Below are 17,832 nucleotides of genomic sequence, written 5' to 3' on the forward strand. Positions count from 1 at the left end.
CTATTTCTTTTATGGAGGTTATATGGAAGCTAATAGAACAAGAAATAATGCTATTTTGTTAAGAGTAACACCAAGTGAAAGATATTTATTTGAAAAACTGTTTTCTGCTAGTAGGTTTGAAAATAGAAATGATTTTGTACTAGCAATGTTAAAAAATGGGAGAATCATAAATCTTTATTATGATATGGATATTATTAAAGATATTAGAACGAATCTTTATCAGATAGGAAACAACATAAATCAAATTGCAAGACGTGCAAATATGGAAAAATCTATAAGTAAACATGATGTTGACTTAATAATAAATATAGGAGATGAAATCAAAGAATGTACAAAACAATTTAAAGAACTATTAAATATTATACCTGGGGGCAAAGATGGCATATACAAAAATATTGAGACCAATTAAAAAAACTCTATCTAGGTCGATTGACTATATAACCAATCCAGAAAAGACAGATAATGGAGTATTAATTAGTTATTTTGGAGTTGAAGGTAAAGATACAGCTGCAAAAGAATTTCAAGAAATTTATAATTTAAATGAAAATAATAGAAAAGAGAATTTAGCAAGACATATAGTTCAATCATTCGCACCTGGCGAAGTAGATCCAATCCAAGCCCATCAAATCGGCTTAGATTTTTGCCAAAAATTTTTAAATGGAGAATATCAATATGTACTAGCAACACACAATGATACAGATCATATTCATAATCATATTATACTTAACAATGTAAGAATGACAGATTTCAAATGCTATAACATAACAAAAGATCATGAGCTTATAAGTAAAATTTCAGATGAAATATGCAAAGAATATTCTCTATCTATAATTGAAAAAAATAAAGATAAACCTATAAAAGGACATAAAAGTTATTATGAAAATATGTGTTTAAAGGCTGGTAAATCATGGAAAGAAAAAACCAAATATGCGATAGATTTATGTATAAATGAAGCTAGCGATTTAAATGAATTTACAGAATTAATGGGAGCTTTGAACTTTGAAGTTGACAATATTAAAAGTGGAAAGTATTTAAAAATAAAACACATATCTCAAGAAAGGTTTATAAGATGTAGTGAAAAAAATTTTGGAGAAGGCTACACTAGGGAAGACATAATAAAGAAAATAAAAGAAAAAAATTTATTATTAAGCAAAACAAAAAACATTAACCCACTTATTCTAGATAAATCAATAGCCAATGAAAAAATAAAAAACCTAGAAGGTGAAATTGAAATTTCAATATTAAATTCTAATAATTTAAACGAATTTCATTCTAGCTTAGAAGATAAAGATATAAAGTTTGATACATTAAACAAAAAAATTAATTTTAGAGATGAAAAAAGCTTTTTACAAGTTCCAGAAAACAAGTTAAATAAAAAATTTAGGTATGATGCCATAATTGATAGTTTTATAAATAAAAAAGAAAAAAAAGATTTCTATAAAAAAGAATTTATACCATATAAAGATATTAATGGACTTAAATATGCGATTGATACTTCTATAAAAAAATCTAGTTCCATATCAGAATTTATTTTAAATATGGAAAAACTCGGATATAAAATTGAAGAAAATAAGAATGAGTTTTGTTTCGACAAAAGCGGATTTTTAAAAAAGATAACTTGCAGAAGTGAAATTTTAGGTACGCATTATACTTATTATGGAATATTTGAAAGAATAAAAAATAAAGATAATAAATTAGAATTTGAAAATCCTGGGCGAATAATTAATGAAAAATATAAAAGTTCGTTTGAAAATAATTTAAAAACTATTACTCAAAATTTAATTATTTTAAATAAATATGGAATGAATACATTTGAAGATATAACAGAAAGAATTGCAATATATAATGAAAACATTGATAGAAATAATATAAATATTTTAAAATTTAAAAATGAAATAAAAGAAATTAGCAGTTCAAATATTTCAGATTTGGATAAAGAAAAACTCATAGCGGACAAAAAACAAATGATTACTGATTTATATAATGAGCAAAAGTTTTTAAAAAATGATTTGAAAGTTTTGAAAAAAATAAAAGAAAATGGAGATAAGTTTCTTGGAAAAAATGAAAAAAAATATTCAAAGAATGAATATAATTTATGAAAAAGATAATAAGAGTTTGAGATATCTCAATAAAAATGCTGCAAAAAAATTTCTTTTAGAAATAAAAAAGGGGGTATTAGGGGTTTCCCTAACCAGTAAAAAAATTTATATTTTTTTATGTTTGTGGATATCCACGAACACTTGCTGGCTAGTCTACAAAACTACCCCAAATACCCCATAAAAACAACTTGGAAATATTTCAGAAATCTACAAGGAAGAATGCTACTTTCAAACAAATATCTAATTAAATTGAAGCAATCTAGTGAGTAATATATAATTAAATAAAGAAAAAATTATACAAGTTTTGAGAGGAAGTGTAGAAATGTAACTATTTGAATAATTACGATTCCAATAAAATAAATTAAAAAACAAGACTAGAAGATTTGCACTCTCCAAAATAAATCTCCCACCAAAAGAAAGGGGATTTAAAGTGTCTTGGACAAAAACTGGAAGATATAACTATCAAGTTCAAATGGAGATAACAACAGATAGGAGGTATAGAAGGTCAAAAAGAGTAACAACAGCATATGAGGGGACACAATTAATAGCTTATTTAAAGAAGCAAGAAATAATTCTTTTAAATGAATTAGAAATTATATCAGGGAAAAAATCTTTTTTAGTTACTGCTGATTTCAAACAAGTTTTTGAACATCACAAAAATAAAAATAAATTAGAAGCAACAACAATTCAATGGTATGAAGATTATCTTAATGGATATATCGAATCTTTCTTTAAAACAAAAGCTTTAGTAGAAATTAAAAAAGGGGATATTGAACAATTCTTTAACTATCTTGATAAAATTACATCTCCTAGAACTGGGAAAAAATTATCTCAGAAGACTAAAAAACATTATAAAACAATAATGCAAACTTTATTTCAGATTTTAGTAGATGCAGAAATAATTTCATCAAATCCAGTCAAGGATATAAAAATAAAAGTTCCTAAACAATCTTTAAAAGATAAATTTTATAATCCAGAAGAAATAAAAGATTGTATTGAAAAATTATCAAAAAAATCAAACACACGACACCAACTTATGTTTTCTCTTTGCGTGTCATATGGGCTAAGACCGTCAGAAATGTATGGGCTAAAATGGAGCAAAGTTAATTTAGAATCTAGAAAAATGACAATAGATCGAGCTTTGACTTATGTAAAAAATAAGGGCTATATTGAAAAAAATACTAAAACCGAAGACGTTAGAGAATTTAATTTAAATAATTATATAGTGGAATTATTTAAAAAACATTTAGATGACGAAATGAAGAAAAAAATAAAATTGAAAAAAAATAAAAGTATAAAAGAGTTTTATGTTTTTACAAATTCTAATATGGAACATTTAAATCAAGGTGTTTTTAGAAAATATTGGAAGAATTTTTGCGAAAAAAATAATATAAGACACGTAGTTCCATATGGTCTAAGACATACAACAGCAACAATACTTGCTTTTAATAATATTCCAATCCCAAATATAGCTCAAGTTATGGGACACACAAATTTATCAACAACAGAAATTTATCTTCATGCTGTAGACGAAGTAAATAATAAAATAAACAACATTATGGAAAATGCCCTACAAATATAGGGCAAATAGTGTTGAAATAGCCAATAAAAGGTGGTGGGATTTTTTTGACATTAAGCGAAAATATAGACTAATTTATACAAATTAGTACAACATACAAAAAAAGTATGGATTGATGAAACCCAGCAATTGCAAGGTGTATCAATCCATACCAATACAGCTAATGGCAGGGGTAGCAGGACTCGAACCCACGACACTTGGTTTTGGAGACCAATGTTCTACCAACTGAACTATACCCCTAAGCACTTAAACATTCTAACAAAAAACATACATATATGCAAGTTTTAATTATTGCGTGATTAGGCATGGTGATTAAATGTATAAAAATTTAAAAGAAAATCAAGTTGAAATTCTATTGTTTATTAAAAGGCACATTCAAACTTATGGCTTTCCGCCGACAGTGAGAGAAATTTCAGAATCTACAAACATAAAATCTACTTCTACAGTTCATATGGAGCTAAAAATTCTTGAAAGCCTTGGATATTTAAAAAGAAGAGGGTCAAAATCAAGAGGTCTTGAATTGAATTTAGATATGGAAGATGAAGCTTTGAAAGACAAAAAGACTCTATCTGTGCCAATATTAAAGCAAATCCAAACGGGCGCTCTTTTAACTTCCATCTCTAATATAAAAGCAACTTATCCTTTAAGTCTTGAAGATGTGAAAGATAAGAAACTCTTTGCTTACGGTCTGGATAGGGATTTTTTGGATCTGGGATTTAAAAAGGGGGACCTTTTATTTTTTGAACTGGCAGATGGGGCGAAATCCGGGCAAATAATTCTATATTTGGATAATTTTGAATATAACCTTGTAAATTACCGAGATGGATTAGAAAATGAATATGAGCTGCTGGGAATTTTAAAATTCGCGCTAAAAAGATATTGATTAGGTTAAACTGCTAAAATTATTACTAACTTCAAATCCGAAGAAGTGTAATAATTCGCTATTTTGTGGTATATTATAAGTTATTAGTAATCTTACGGGAGGGAAAAATGCAATCGATAAAAGAGATTTTTTCAAATGAAGAAAGTTTAATAGATAGCGATGTTGTTGTTGAGGCTTGGATAAAAAATTCAAGAGCATCTAAAAATTTTGGTTTTATAGAAATCAGTGATGGTTCTTGTTACAAGAGCCTACAAGTTGTCTATGATGATAAATTAGAAAATTTTGATGAGGTTCAAAAATTTTCTCTAGCCTCGTCAATAAGGGTAGAGGGAAAATTAGTAAGCTCTCCCGGAGCCAAACAAGCTGTTGAAATTCATGCGACAAATATACAAGAACTTCAAATTGCACAAAAGGACTATCCACTTCAAAAGAAAAGACACTCCATGGAGTTTCTAAGAACAATAGCCCATCTAAGACCAAGGACTAACACTTTTAGTGCAGTTTTTAGAGTTAGATCTGTCTTGGCATATGCAATTCATAAGTATTTCCAAGAAAGGAATTTTGTATATGCTCATACACCTATTATAACGTCCTCTGATGCTGAAGGTGCTGGTGAAATGTTTAGAGTTACAACACTTGATATGAACAACCTTCCAAAGGACGAAGATGGAAAAGTTGACTATAAAAAGGATTTTTTTGGTAAGGAAACAAATCTTACGGTATCAGGCCAGCTTGAAGCAGAGGCCTTTGCCATGGCTTTTAGAGATGTCTATACATTTGGGCCAACCTTTAGGGCAGAAAATTCAAACACTCAAAGACATGCGGCAGAATTTTGGATGATGGAGCCTGAATTGGCATTTGCAGATATAAACGACATAATGGATTCATCTGAAGAAATGTTGAAGTTTGTAATATCATATGTGCTAGAAAAATGTCCAGATGAAATGAATTTCTTTAATTCATTTATAGATAAAGGACTTTTAGATAGGTTAGACAACATTGTGAAATCTGACTTCCAAAGGATAACCTATACAGAAGCGATAGAAATATTGGAAAAATCTGGCAAAAAATTTAACTACCCTGTGAAATGGGGTATAGACCTTCAAACAGAACATGAGAGATATATAACAGAAGAAGTGTTTAAAAAGCCAGTATTTGTAACAAATTATCCAAAAGAAATAAAGGCCTTTTACATGTATGCAAATGATGACGGAAAAACAGTAGCCGCCATGGACCTATTAGTGCCTGGAGTCGGAGAAATAATTGGAGGCTCTCAAAGGGAGCATAGATTGGAAGTTTTAGAAGAAAAAATGAAAGCTCAGGGCATGCATATGGATACCTATAAATGGTATCTGGATCTTAGAAGATATGGCTCGGTAAAGCATGCTGGCTACGGTTTGGGCTTTGAAAGAGCTGTAATGTATATAACAGGCATGAAGAATATAAGAGATGTAATTCCCTTCCCTAGAACGGTAGGAAGTGCAGAATTTTAGGAGATAAAATGAATAATTACAATCCAAAAGATATAGAAAAAAAATGGCAAGATTATTGGGATAAAGATCAGACCTTCAAAAGTGAACCAAACGATAAAAAGAAATTTTATGCTCTTGTAGAGTTTCCATATCCATCAGGTCAAGGACTTCATGTAGGTCATGCAAGACCCTACACAGCTATGGACATAGTTGCAAGAAAGAGAAGATTGGAAGGAGAAAATGTACTCTTTCCCATGGGCTGGGATGCTTTCGGACTTCCAACTGAAAACTTCGCTATAAAAAACAAAATTCATCCAGCCATAGTCACAGAAAGAAATATTGCAAACTTTAAAAAACAATTGAAATCTATAGGATTTTCCTTTGATTGGTCTAGAGAAATAAATACCACAGACCCATCTTATTACAAGTGGACTCAGTGGATATTTTTGCAACTATTTAAAAATGGACTTGCCTACAAAAGCGAGATGCCTATAAATTGGTGCCCGTCTTGCAAAGTTGGGCTAGCAAATGAAGAAGTAGTAAATGGAGCCTGCGAGAGATGCGGCACACAAGTTGAAAGAAGAGTAAAGAGCCAATGGATGCTCAAAATTACAGAGTATGCGCAAAAACTCATAGACGGTCTTGAGGATCTTGACTTTATAGAAAGAGTCAAGACGCAACAAAAAAACTGGATAGGCAGAAGTGAAGGCGCAGAAGTAAAGTTTTTTATAAAGGATTCAGATGAATACTTAGAAATTTTCACAACAAGACCAGATACCTTGTTTGGAGCAACATATATGGTACTTAGCCCCGAGCATCCCTATATAGAAAAGTATAAGGACAAGATTAAAAACTTGGCTCAAGTTAGAGAATACCAAGAAAAATCCAGACTAAAGTCTGACTTTGAAAGAACAGAGCTAGCAAAAGATAAAACAGGAGTGCCACTTGAGGGAATATATGCAATAAATCCTTTGACACAAAAAGAAATTCCTGTTTGGATAAGTGATTATGTCTTAATGAGTTACGGAACAGGCGCTATAATGGCAGTGCCTGCTCACGATCAAAGAGATTATGATTTTGCAAAAAAATTTAATCTGGAAATACTTGCTGTAATAGAAGGAGATATATCAGAAAAAGCCTACACAGACACCCAGGAAGGCACAATGATAAATTCAGGATTTTTAAACGGTTTACAAGTAAAAGATGCCAAGAAAAAAATCCTTGAATACTTGGAAGAAAATAAAATTGGCCATAGACATGTCAACTTTAAACTTAGAGACTGGGTATTTTCAAGACAGAGATACTGGGGAGAACCTATACCTCTGGTACATTGCGATGAATGTGGCTGGGTGCCACTTCCAGAAGAAGAACTTCCACTCTTGCTGCCAGAAGTGAAAAATTACGAACCAACGGCAACTGGAGAAAGTCCTCTTGCAAACATAAAAGAATTTGTAGAGACAACTTGCCCCAAGTGTGGCAAAAAAGCCAGAAGAGAAACGGATACAATGCCTCAGTGGGCAGGCTCATCATGGTACTTCCTTCGCTATACAGACCCTCACAACGACAAAGAGCTTGCTTCGAAAGAAAATCTTGAATACTACATGCCAGTAGACTGGTACAACGGAGGAATGGAACACACCACTTTGCACTTGCTCTATTCCAGATTTTGGCACAAATTCCTCTACGACCAAGGAATAGTAAACACCAAGGAACCCTATATGACCAGAACATCACATGGGATGATTTTGGGAGAAGACGGCACAAAAATGTCAAAATCCAGAGGCAATGTAATAAATCCAGACGACATAGTAGAAGAATTTGGAGCAGATACACTTAGAGTTTTTGAGATGTTTGTAGGAGATTTTGAAAAAGTTGCGCCTTGGAGTACCAAGGGAGTAAGAGGAGCAAGAAGATTTTTGGAAAGAGTTTGGAGTCTTAGAGATTTGGTAGATAAAAATCAAAAAGGGTATAGCAAAGAGCTAGAAACCAAGATACACCAAACAATAAAAAAAGTATCAAATGACTATGAAAATCTCAAAGCAAACACAGCTATAGCAGCTCTTATGGAATTGTTAAATGAATTTAACGCCAAGGGCAAGATATCTCTAGACGATTTTCTGACTTATTTGCTGCTTTTAAATCCAGTTGCTCCTCATATAACAGAGGAACTCTACCACGAATACTCTGGAGATTACCTAAACAAACAAGCTTGGCCTAAATACTCAGAAGAAAAATGCCTTGAATCCACCATTGAACTTCCAGTACAATTCAATGGCAAAGTCAAATTTTTGGTTAAAATCAAAAGAGATGAGGACAAGTCTGAAGTAGAAAAAATTGTAAAAAATAACGAAAGTTTTAAATCTAATCTTGGAGACAAAAATATAGTAAAAGAAATATACGTACCAGGAAAGATTTACAATATAGTTGTGAAATAAAAAGTAGAGGCTCTTAAATGGGCCTCTATTTTTTACACTTTTCATTTCACTATTTTTTATAAAACGTAATAATTATTATGACACTTTGTATAAATTGTTAAAAAAATCTGAAAAATTTACTAAAAATTGATAAAAATTGGATAAAGCACTTAACAAGATGATGAGAAAAACTTAATAATGTGGTAAACTATAAGTACATAAATGCGAATGCGCAGAAAGGAGAATCTATATGTTAAAAAAGAAAGTTTTAGTAGCTTCCTTGGGAGCAGTGCTTGCAGCATCGACTTTTTCAAACTCATATGCTGCAGTATTCTCTGATACCACAAACTCTTGGACAAAAGACTATGTGGATTGGGCAAGCAACAAAAATCTTGTAATAGGTTATTCAGACTCTAGCTTTAAGCCTAATGCCTATGTTACAAAGGCAGAATTTTATAAGATGGTCAATCGTCTTATGGGCTACTCCAAGAAGGCTCCACTTAGTTTTTCGGATGTAGGAGTAGGAAATTGGTATTATGAAGAAGTGGCTCTTGGTGTTTACGCTGGATACATTTCTGATTCAAGAGGAAATTTAAATCCTAATGAACCAATTTCAAGAGATGAAGTAGCAAGAATCCTAGCTTATATCTATGGACTTGGAAACAACTCATCTTTGGCTGAAATCTTTTCCGACTCAGCCCTTATAACAAACAAGGGAGCGGTTGGAGCTTTAGTAGGCAAGAAGGTTCTAAATGGCTATCCAGACAGGACATTCAAACCACAAGCAGCCGTAAAAAGAGGAGAAATTGCAAAAATTCTTTATTGCTCTAACAAAAACATAGCAGAGGTAAAGGAAGAAGCTAAAAAGCCAAGCTACTCACCATACTACTATGGATACTATGGAGCAACAGCAGCTGAATTGAATGCTTTAAAATCTGCAATTGCAGACGGAAAAGTAGTCCTTGCTAACGCTGAAGACAAATACATTTTCACACAAACAAGCAAGGCAGATCTTGAAAAGGCTGTAAAAGAAGGCGAAACAGCTTATAACAATGCTTACAATGGCTATTATTACAACGGAAAATATTATTACAATGGATATTATTATGACGGATACTATAATAATGGCTTTGTTACGTTAGACGATGCAAGGCATTTTATAGAAAATCAAGGTATAACTTATGATGCTTCCTATGTAGAAAGAGCATCAAATGGTTACTACTACTTGACAACTAAATTTGAAAATATTTATGGTAGCAGATATGGATATTATTACTATCCAGAATATTATAGAAACTGGACATGGTATACAAACTTTGACACCTTCTATGATAACTACAAGGCATATTTCAACTATGACAGAGATTATGCTTACAAGGTATGGTCCAACAATGGATACTATTATAACGGATGGTATGGTTACGGTTCAGATTATGTAAATGCTGCAAGAAAAGCTATAGAAAAAGCAATTGCCAATGTAGCAAAAAAACCTGAAGTAACACCTGAACAACTTGAAGCTAAAAAAACAGAAGGAAAAACGGCGATAGATGGTCTGACCAAGTTAGACCAAACAGATGCTCAAAGCTATAAAACAAAAATAGCAAATGCTACAAGTCCAGAGGAAGTTGAACAACTTGTAGCTCAAGCTAAGCAAAAGGTTAAAGATCTTGAAACTGCTATAGCAAGTGCTAAACAAGCAATATCGTCTTTTGATGCAAAATTTACAAAAGAAATTAATGAAACTAACTATGAGGGAAATGTTGATACTGTAAAATCTGCAATTACAGCACTAAAAGGATATGATTTTGAAACAGTTACTACAAGTGCTACAAATGATATAAATAATGCTGTAACATTACTCAATGAAGCTCTTAAAAACTTTAAGGAAAAATCCACAACTCCAACAACTGGTGAAGATAGTGCTACAACTGGATCACAAGGAGATTCTAATACAGAAACTACAGCAGAAGGAGCAGGTTCAACCGGACAAACAAATAATCAAGGACCAGATGCTTCTGCAGGTTCACAAACTTCAGAATCAGAAACACAACCACAAGGTTGAGTAAAAAAGGATTGCGAAAAGCAAGTCAAAATAAAAACCAGAGAGGTATTATGACTTCTCTGGTTTTTTGTTGTGTTTTAAAGAGAATACCAAAAATGCCATGGCCTTTACAATTTAACCTCTAAGCTTTTAAAGTCTGTGTATATTACAAGGCCGGGGATTTTTGAAGGATGCCTTTTTATAAATTTTCTGTCTGTGTAGACAACTTCGCCCCTTCTTGCATCTTTTTGTTTGGAGTTTTCAAGTGCCAATTGGCCAGCATATTCTATGTCTTTTCTTGTGAGTTCTTGACCCATATTTTTTATCACAACATGGGCGCCGGGACCTTCCTTAATGTGAAACCATGTATCTCCAGGTTTGGCAATTTTTAGGGTGATTTCTTCGTTTTGTCTATTATTGCGACCCAATAAAATTTGAAAACCAGAAGGACTTTTTAAGTTCTCATATTTTTTTTCGTGAGACTTATTTTTGAAAGTAGATTTTCTCAAAAGACCTAACCTTCCAAGTTCGGCTCTGATTTCTTCAAGGTCTTCCTTGTATTTTGCAAGTTCGATATTTAAAAGGGCTTGGTCAAGATAGAGTAAAAGAGCCTTGGCTCTTTCAATTTCATCATTTAGGCGACTGGCAGCTGTTTTCAATTTAGAATATTTTTTATAATAAACTTGGGCGTTTTGAGCTGGATTTAATTTTATATCTAAAGGCACTTTTATCTCTTCTAAATTTTCTGAATAAAAATTTTCTAAAAAGACATGATCTGATCCTCTTGGAATTTTATGAAAATTTGCAGATATTAGGTCTGCATAGACCTTATATTTTTCTCTGTCCAGGGCTTCGTTTAGTTCCCCGGCCTGTTTTTCTAATTTTTTTTGAGTTCTTTCTATTATTTTTTCTATATTTTTCGAAAGGTCTGAGCTTTTTTGACTTATACCTGCAAGTTTAGACCTTTGTTTATAGTAGTCATCTAACATTGGAGATACCTTGGTATATGTCTTAAGGTCCTTTATATCTAAGTTTACAATTTTTATAATCTCAAAATCTTTTTTGCCATTATATAAAAATGAACTGGGATAATAAGAATTATTCAATAAAATTTCTTGTAGTTCGAAAAATTTATTTTTTAAGATTTTCTTCGTTTCGGCATCCAAAGAAAGTATAAGGTCTTTTGAAGATAAGTTTAAAAAGGCGGAGATTTCTTCGATTAAAAGAGGGGAAAAGCCGGTGAAATTTTTCAAGAAAAAATTTTTAAGGCTGGACTCTTTTTTTTCTTCTAATAAATTTTCAAAAGTATCTTCGTCAATTTGACTCGGATCAAGTCCATTAGAGATTACTAAAGGGTCATATATTTTTCCGGGCATAATTGCTCTTACTCTGTTTATAAGGGGGCTGATTCTTTTTATAGAATCTATTATCTTCATATTTTCATCTGTCAAAACTATATTGGAATGTTTACCCATTATCTCTACGAAGAGAAATTTGTCGACTTCTTCGTAAAATTCATTTTTCACTTTTACTATAAATTTTATTATCCTATCTGTTTTTATTTGTTCTATGCCGCACAAAAGCCCGCCTTCTAAATGTTTTCTCAAAACCATGCAAAAACTCGGAGGAGTCATGGGGTTTTGGGCTTTTTCTTTTGAGAGATAGAGCCTGGATTCAGATGGGTTTACTGAAATTAAAACTTGATTTTTTTCTGTGCCAGAAAAATGTAATCTTATTTCACTTTCATTAGGTTGATATATTTTTATTATTCTTTTATTTAAAATTTCTTCATCCAATTCGGATTTAATAGCTCTTAGGACTAGACCGCTGTATGCCATTTTATCGCCTCCTAATTTAAAAAGTAGCATGGATATATTGTACCATTAATTGTATAATTTAATATGGTGATGTTAATGAGAAGTATGACGGGTTATGGAATGGGTTTGTTCCAAAATGAAAATTATTATTTTAAGGCTGAGATAAAGTCTGTAAATTCAAGATTTTCAGAATTTAACATAAGAATGCCCAAAAGTTTGATTGGACTTGAAGATAAAGTTAGGAAATTTTTAAAAAGTGAAATTCAAAGGGGCAAGGTTGATGTGTTTATAAATTTCAACAATTTTTCTGTTGGAGAATCTGCCATTCAAGTGGACTTAAATCTTGCCAAGGCTTATAAGGATGCTCTTTTGAAATTAAAAGAAAATTTGGGTTTGTACTCTGAAGTCAATTTGTACGATATTTATAACATGCAAGGAGTTTTAAATACAGGCATGGATAGTCTGGATTTGGATTCTGTTTGGCTAGCTTTAAAATCAGCTCTAGAAATTGCTCTCGAGGCTTTTGTAAGCATGAGGGAGAAGGAAGGTCTAGCTATAAAAAAGGATTTTCTAATAAAGCTTGACGATGTAAGGGAGGATGCCGAATTTATAAAGGAAAAAGCTCCGTTTGTATTAGAAGAAAATAAGGCCAAGCTTAAAAATAATATAGAAAAAAATCTCTCAAAGGAAGAAGTGGATCTTCCAAGGCTTACAACTGAACTTGCGCTCATGTGCGACAGACTTTCGATAGATGAAGAGATTACTAGGATTTTTTCCCATATTGATCAGTTTAATGATATAATTAAAAGAAATGACTCTATAGGTAGGAATTTAGATTTTCTGGTTCAGGAACTAAACAGAGAGGTTAATACCATTGGCTCAAAAACATCTGATATAGAAATTTTAAATAGAGTTGTAGCTTTAAAGACTCACATTGAAAAACTTAGAGAGCAATTACAAAATATAGAATAGGATGTGAAATTTTGTCAAAAGGTTTCTTATTGGTTTTATCTGGACCGTCGGGCAGCGGAAAGGGTACAGTTTCCCAAGCCTTAATGAAAAAAAATGACGACATTGTATTTTCGACTTCTGTAACAACTAGAACACCGAGACCTGGAGAAGTTGACGGAGAAAATTATTTTTTTGTCGATATTGAGAAGTTTGAAGATATGGCAAAAAATGGCGAACTGTTGGAGTACGCCTTTGTTCACACGAATTATTACGGCACTCCCAAAGATTTTGTATTTAACGAAATTGAAAAAGGGGAGATTGTGCTTGTGGAAATTGATGTGCAAGGCGCCTTGCAGATCAAGAAAAATTATAAGGATGCCATATTTATTTTTTTGATTCCACCAACTATTGATGAACTTAAACAAAGGCTTACAAATAGGGGAACGGAGACTGAAGAGGAGATAAATGTACGATTTGCAAATGCATTTAAGGAGTTGGACTTTGTCGGAGAATATGATTATTTTATTATAAATGACAAGGTTGAGCAGGCTGTTCATAATATCGAAACTATAATTGAAGCAGAAAAACTTAGAGTTAAACGTCATAATGATATAAAAAGAGAAATTTTAGAGAGGAGAAACAATTAATGCTAATTCCATCTTTTTCGGAAATAAAAGAAATTACAAATTCAAGATACGCCTTGGTCATGTTGGTATCTAAGAGAGCTAGGATTATTTCAGAGGGAAATCCTACCTTTGTAGAAAGCGAAAATCCTAACCCTGTGACACTTGCTATGAAGGAAATTTTAGAAGGCGATATCAAATTCGGACAACCCATGTCGGATAAGGCCTATGCTGAAAAAATTGAAGCACAAAGAGAAGCCAAATTAGATATTTTGCTAAGCCAAGAAAAGGACGATGAGGAAGAAGAAAGTGCTTACTAATAAAAACATCATTCTGGGTGTGACAGGAGGAATAGCAGCATATAAGTCTTGTGAAATTTGCTCTCGACTTTCAAAATTGGGCGCAAATGTCAAAGTTATAATGACTGATGCTGCTCAAAAGTTTGTAAGTCCTTTGACCTTTCAGACTATGTCATCAAACCCTGTCTACATAGATATGTTCAAGGAGCTTGATAAGGTTGAAGTCGAGCATATAGCCTTGGCTAAGTGGGCAGATATTATTGTAATCGCTCCATGCTCGGCAAATACAATTGCAAAATTGGCAAATGGATTTGCTGATAATATGCTTACTACTGTAACCTTGGCATCTAGAGCAAAAAAACTTATAATACCTGCTATGAATACTGGCATGCTTGAAAATAAAGCTACTGTAAGAAATATGGACATCTTGAAAGAAGATGGATTTTTTATAAGCGAAACTCAAGAGGCCTTGTTGGCATGTAAAGATGTAGGTAAGGGCAAGATGCTAGAGCCTATCGATATTGTTGATTTGATTGAGGAAGTCTTAAGTGAAAAAGACATGGCTGGAAAGACTATTACAATAACAGCTGGGCCCACCAGAGAAGCCTTAGACCCTGTTAGGTTTTTGAGCAACTATTCTTCTGGCAAAATGGGATACGCCTTGGCAAGAGAAGCTTTACATAGGGGAGCAAGGGTAAATCTTATATCTGGGCCAACAGCTTTAAATCCGCCAAGAGGGGCTAATTTTATCCCAGTAAATTCGACAGAGGATATGTTTAAGGCCTTGGAAAGTTATTTTGCAGAAACTGATATTTTGATAAAATCAGCGGCACCTTGTGATTTTACTCCTTTGACTTTTTCTGATGACAAAATCAAGAAAAAAGAAGAAAATATGATTTTAGAACTAAAGAGAACTCCGGATATTTTGAGCCATTTTGCAGCTATTAAGGGAGATAAAATAATTGTAGGATTTGCAGCTGAGTCAACAAACGTAAGAGAGTATGCTCGTGATAAGATGAAGAGAAAGAAAATGGATTTGATTGTTGCAAATAATATAACTGCTAAGGGAGCGGGTTTTGCTTGTGACACTAATCAAGTCATCATCATAGATAAGGATGGAAGAGAAGAAGACCTTGAAATGATGACTAAAAAGGATTTGGCAGGGGTCATTCTAGATAGAATTAAGAAGCTAGACTTATTTTAGTTTTGGGTTTCCAAGCTAGATAAACTAGCTTTTTTAGGTTGTATTTGAACTAATATGCTTGGAGATTTGTTATGGAAAAATTTGTTCAAGTTTTTATAAAAACTAAATATGGTGCAATAGATAGAAAGTGGACATATAAAATTCCAGATTTTTTACAAGAAAATATATTTCCAGGTCAGAGAGTTCTCGTACCTTTCGGAAAGGGAAATGTCCCGACACTTGCTATGGTCTTAGCATATACAGATACAGACGAGTCGGATTTTCAAGCCAAGGAAATTTTAGATTATATTGATCCAGAGCCGATTCTCACAAAGGATCTTATAGACTTGGGAATTTTTATGCACAATACTTATCTTATTGGGCTATCTAAGACATTTATGCCTCTTATGCCTCCTGGAGACTTCAAAGAAATTTGGCATGAAATTTCTCCTGCTGATGGCTGGGAAACAGACGAGGAAGTAAAACATATTTTAAAGGGCAAGTCTATGCTTATAAAATTTTCGGAGTTAGGACAAGAAAAGGCGCAAATAAAAAGACTAATAAAAGAAAAGAAGTTAAAATCAAAAATTGTAGTAAAGAGCAAAAATACTTTTAAATACGAAAAATATTTGAAGCTCACAAGTGATATTTCAAAAGAAATAAAAGACTTAAAGCTTACGGACACTCAAGAAAAAGTAATAGTTTTGCTAAGAAAAGGGGAAATTTCAAGAAAAGACTTGATGGCGAGATTGGGGATTTCTCAATCACCGATAAATTCTCTAGAAAAGAAGGGTCTTATTCAGCTTTACGATAAAAAGATTTTAAGAACAGGTAAAAAAGATTACGAAAATGAAAAGAGATTTCCTTTAAATATAGAACAAATAAGAGCCATAGACGGAATAAAAAATTCGCCTAAGAGCATAAATTTGCTAAAGGGCATCACAGGCTCTGGAAAGACTGAGGTTTATTTAAGACTTACAGAAGATGTAGTAAAAAGAGGCGGGCAAGTAATAGTTCTGGTTCCAGAGATATCTTTGACTCCACAGATGATCGAAAGATTTAAAAAAAGATTTGGAAACAAAGTTTCTGTTATGCATTCTAAGATGTCTAAAGGAGCAAGATTTGACGAGTGGTCAAGAATAAAGTCTTCGGAAGTGTCTGTACTTGTAGGAGTGAGGTCTGGGATTTTTGCACCTTTTGAAAATTTGCAATTAATCATAATTGATGAGGAGCACGATTCGTCTTATAGACAACACTCATCCTTGAAATATGACACTTATGAAGTGGCTAAAAAAAGAATAGAAATATTAGGAGGCAAGCTTTTAATAGGCTCTGCAACACCGTCTGTGGAACGCTATTATGAAGCTTTGAATGGAAAGATTGGGCTTTTTGAATTGAATTCAAGGGCTGGTCTCCAAGCAAAATTGCCAGAGGTTAGACTTATAAATATGACTCAGGAGCTTTTTGCAGGCAACACTTCGATTTTTTCAAGAGAACTGAGATTCAAGCTTGAGGATAACTTCAACTCAGGCAATCAATCCATTTTATTTTTGAATAGACGAGGATATTCAAACTTCGTATCGTGTCGGGAGTGCGGATATGTGGTGAAGTGTGATTCTTGCGATATCTCTATGAGTTATCATAAGACCATTGGAAGGTTGAGATGCCATTATTGTGGAAAAACTAAACCCTTGCCAAAAGTTTGTCCTTCATGTGGGTCCAAATATATAAAAAGTTTTGGAGTCGGCACTCAACAAGTTCAAGAAGAGGTAAAGAAGATATTGCCTGCTGCAAAAATTTTGAGAGTTGATAGAGATACAGTTGGGGCAGGAGATTTTTTTGACAAGTCATTTGAGGATTTCAAATCTGGAGCTTATGATATCATGATAGGAACGCAAATGGTTGCAAAAGGACACGATTTTCCAAATGTAACTTTGGTAGGTGTCGTAGCAGCTGACTTGTCTCTTTATGTTTCAGATTTTAGAGCGCATGAACAAACTTTTCAGCTTTTGACACAAGTTTCTGGAAGGGCAGGCAGAGGGCGAAAATCGGGCGAGGTAATAATTCAGACATATAGTCCGGACGATTATAGCATTAAAGCCTCTGCTGATACGGACTATGAGGAGTTTTTTGAAAAAGAAATAAATATTAGAAAACTCTATGATTACCCGCCTTTTTCAGCGATTTTTACTATTTCATTTGCAAAAGATGAACCTATAAATTTGGAAAACATTGCCTTGCAAGTTTTAAGTGAAATAGGACAGGAGATAAAAGGGTTTAAAACGTCTTATACAAAAGTAATAGATATGCCCAAAATTAAAGATGTATATAAAGTTAAATTTCTATTGAAATGCAAGCGTGAGAATTCAGATATGTTATTATCAATTATAAAAAGGGTAAAAGAAAGAAACGAAGATAATTTGGCAAATGAAAAAATTTATATAGATGTTGAATATGATTGAGGTGAAAAG

At 32.7% G+C, this 17,832-nt stretch carries 13 protein-coding genes and 1 tRNA gene; 12 read left to right on the forward strand and 2 right to left on the reverse strand.

All coding sequences use genetic code 11. The features are described from left to right. Positions 1–22 precede the first annotated feature (22 nt). The 3 genes from LV469_01395 (at position 23) to LV469_01405 (ending at position 3,681) form a co-directional block, all read left to right on the forward strand. On the forward strand, positions 23–409 hold the full coding sequence (locus LV469_01395) for a MobC family plasmid mobilization relaxosome protein (protein ID UHR02966.1): 387 nt from the start codon (positions 23–25) through the stop codon (positions 407–409). Beyond that, positions 378–2,099 carry a relaxase/mobilization nuclease domain-containing protein gene (locus tag LV469_01400; protein UHR02967.1) on the forward strand — a complete coding sequence of 574 codons (1,722 nt, stop codon included), beginning with the start codon at positions 378–380 and terminating at the stop codon, positions 2,097–2,099. Before LV469_01395 ends, LV469_01400 begins: the two co-directional genes overlap by 32 nt. A gap of 430 nt (positions 2,100–2,529) precedes the next feature. Continuing rightward, on the forward strand, positions 2,530–3,681 hold the full coding sequence (locus tag LV469_01405) for a tyrosine-type recombinase/integrase (GenBank protein UHR02968.1): 1,152 nt from the start codon (positions 2,530–2,532) through the stop codon (positions 3,679–3,681). Positions 3,682–3,842: 161 nt separating this feature from the next. Here LV469_01405 and LV469_01410 read toward each other — a convergent pair. Further along, positions 3,843–3,918 (reverse strand) — tRNA-Trp (locus LV469_01410). Between the two features lie 76 nt (positions 3,919–3,994). Between LV469_01410 and LV469_01415 the strand changes: the two genes are divergently transcribed. The 4 genes from LV469_01415 to LV469_01430 all read left to right on the forward strand — a co-directional run bounded on the left by LV469_01415 (position 3,995) and on the right by LV469_01430 (position 10,509). Further along, on the forward strand, positions 3,995–4,561 hold the full coding sequence (locus LV469_01415; protein ID UHR02969.1) for a hypothetical protein: 567 nt from the start codon (positions 3,995–3,997) through the stop codon (positions 4,559–4,561). 107 nt (positions 4,562–4,668) lie between these two features. Continuing rightward, positions 4,669–6,054, forward strand: coding sequence for an asparagine--tRNA ligase (gene asnS / locus LV469_01420; GenBank protein ID UHR02970.1), 1,386 nt, complete (start codon positions 4,669–4,671; stop codon positions 6,052–6,054). Between the two features lie 8 nt (positions 6,055–6,062). After that, positions 6,063–8,468, forward strand: coding sequence for a leucine--tRNA ligase (gene leuS / locus LV469_01425; GenBank protein UHR02971.1), 2,406 nt, complete (start codon positions 6,063–6,065; stop codon positions 8,466–8,468). A 229-nt stretch (positions 8,469–8,697) separates the two neighbouring features. Next, positions 8,698–10,509 carry an S-layer homology domain-containing protein gene (locus LV469_01430; GenBank protein UHR02972.1) on the forward strand — a complete coding sequence of 604 codons (1,812 nt, stop codon included), beginning with the start codon at positions 8,698–8,700 and terminating at the stop codon, positions 10,507–10,509. Between the two features lie 107 nt (positions 10,510–10,616). On the opposite strand, the gene LV469_01435 is transcribed toward LV469_01430, so the two are convergent. Beyond that, complete coding sequence (locus tag LV469_01435) at positions 10,617–12,326, reverse strand: NFACT family protein (protein UHR02973.1); 1,710 nt, start codon at positions 12,324–12,326, stop codon at positions 10,617–10,619. Positions 12,327–12,401: 75 nt separating this feature from the next. Here LV469_01435 and LV469_01440 point away from each other — a divergent pair, with 75 nt between their 5' ends. From LV469_01440 to priA, 5 genes are all read left to right on the forward strand, one after another. Beyond that, the gene (locus LV469_01440) at positions 12,402–13,277 is read left to right on the forward strand and encodes a YicC family protein (GenBank protein ID UHR02974.1); all 876 of its coding nucleotides are present in this window, start codon (positions 12,402–12,404) and stop codon (positions 13,275–13,277) included. An 11-nt stretch (positions 13,278–13,288) separates the two neighbouring features. Next, positions 13,289–13,903 (forward strand): guanylate kinase, encoded by a 615-nt coding sequence (gmk, locus tag LV469_01445; protein UHR02975.1) that lies wholly within the window; start codon positions 13,289–13,291, stop codon positions 13,901–13,903. Then, positions 13,903–14,199 carry a DNA-directed RNA polymerase subunit omega gene (gene rpoZ, locus LV469_01450; protein ID UHR02976.1) on the forward strand — a complete coding sequence of 99 codons (297 nt, stop codon included), beginning with the start codon at positions 13,903–13,905 and terminating at the stop codon, positions 14,197–14,199. Before gmk ends, rpoZ begins: the two co-directional genes overlap by 1 nt. Next, on the forward strand, positions 14,174–15,382 hold the full coding sequence (gene coaBC, locus LV469_01455; protein UHR02977.1) for a bifunctional phosphopantothenoylcysteine decarboxylase/phosphopantothenate--cysteine ligase CoaBC: 1,209 nt from the start codon (positions 14,174–14,176) through the stop codon (positions 15,380–15,382). The genes rpoZ and coaBC overlap by 26 nt, the downstream gene beginning before the upstream one ends. A gap of 71 nt (positions 15,383–15,453) precedes the next feature. Beyond that, positions 15,454–17,823: a primosomal protein N' gene (gene priA, locus LV469_01460; protein ID UHR02978.1), complete on the forward strand. Its 2,370-nt coding sequence runs from the start codon at positions 15,454–15,456 to the stop codon at positions 17,821–17,823. Positions 17,824–17,832 lie beyond the last annotated feature (9 nt).

Origin of the sequence: Peptoniphilus sp. GNH (assembly GCA_021307325.1) — a bacterium.
GTDB lineage: Bacteria > Bacillota > Clostridia > Tissierellales > Peptoniphilaceae > KA00134.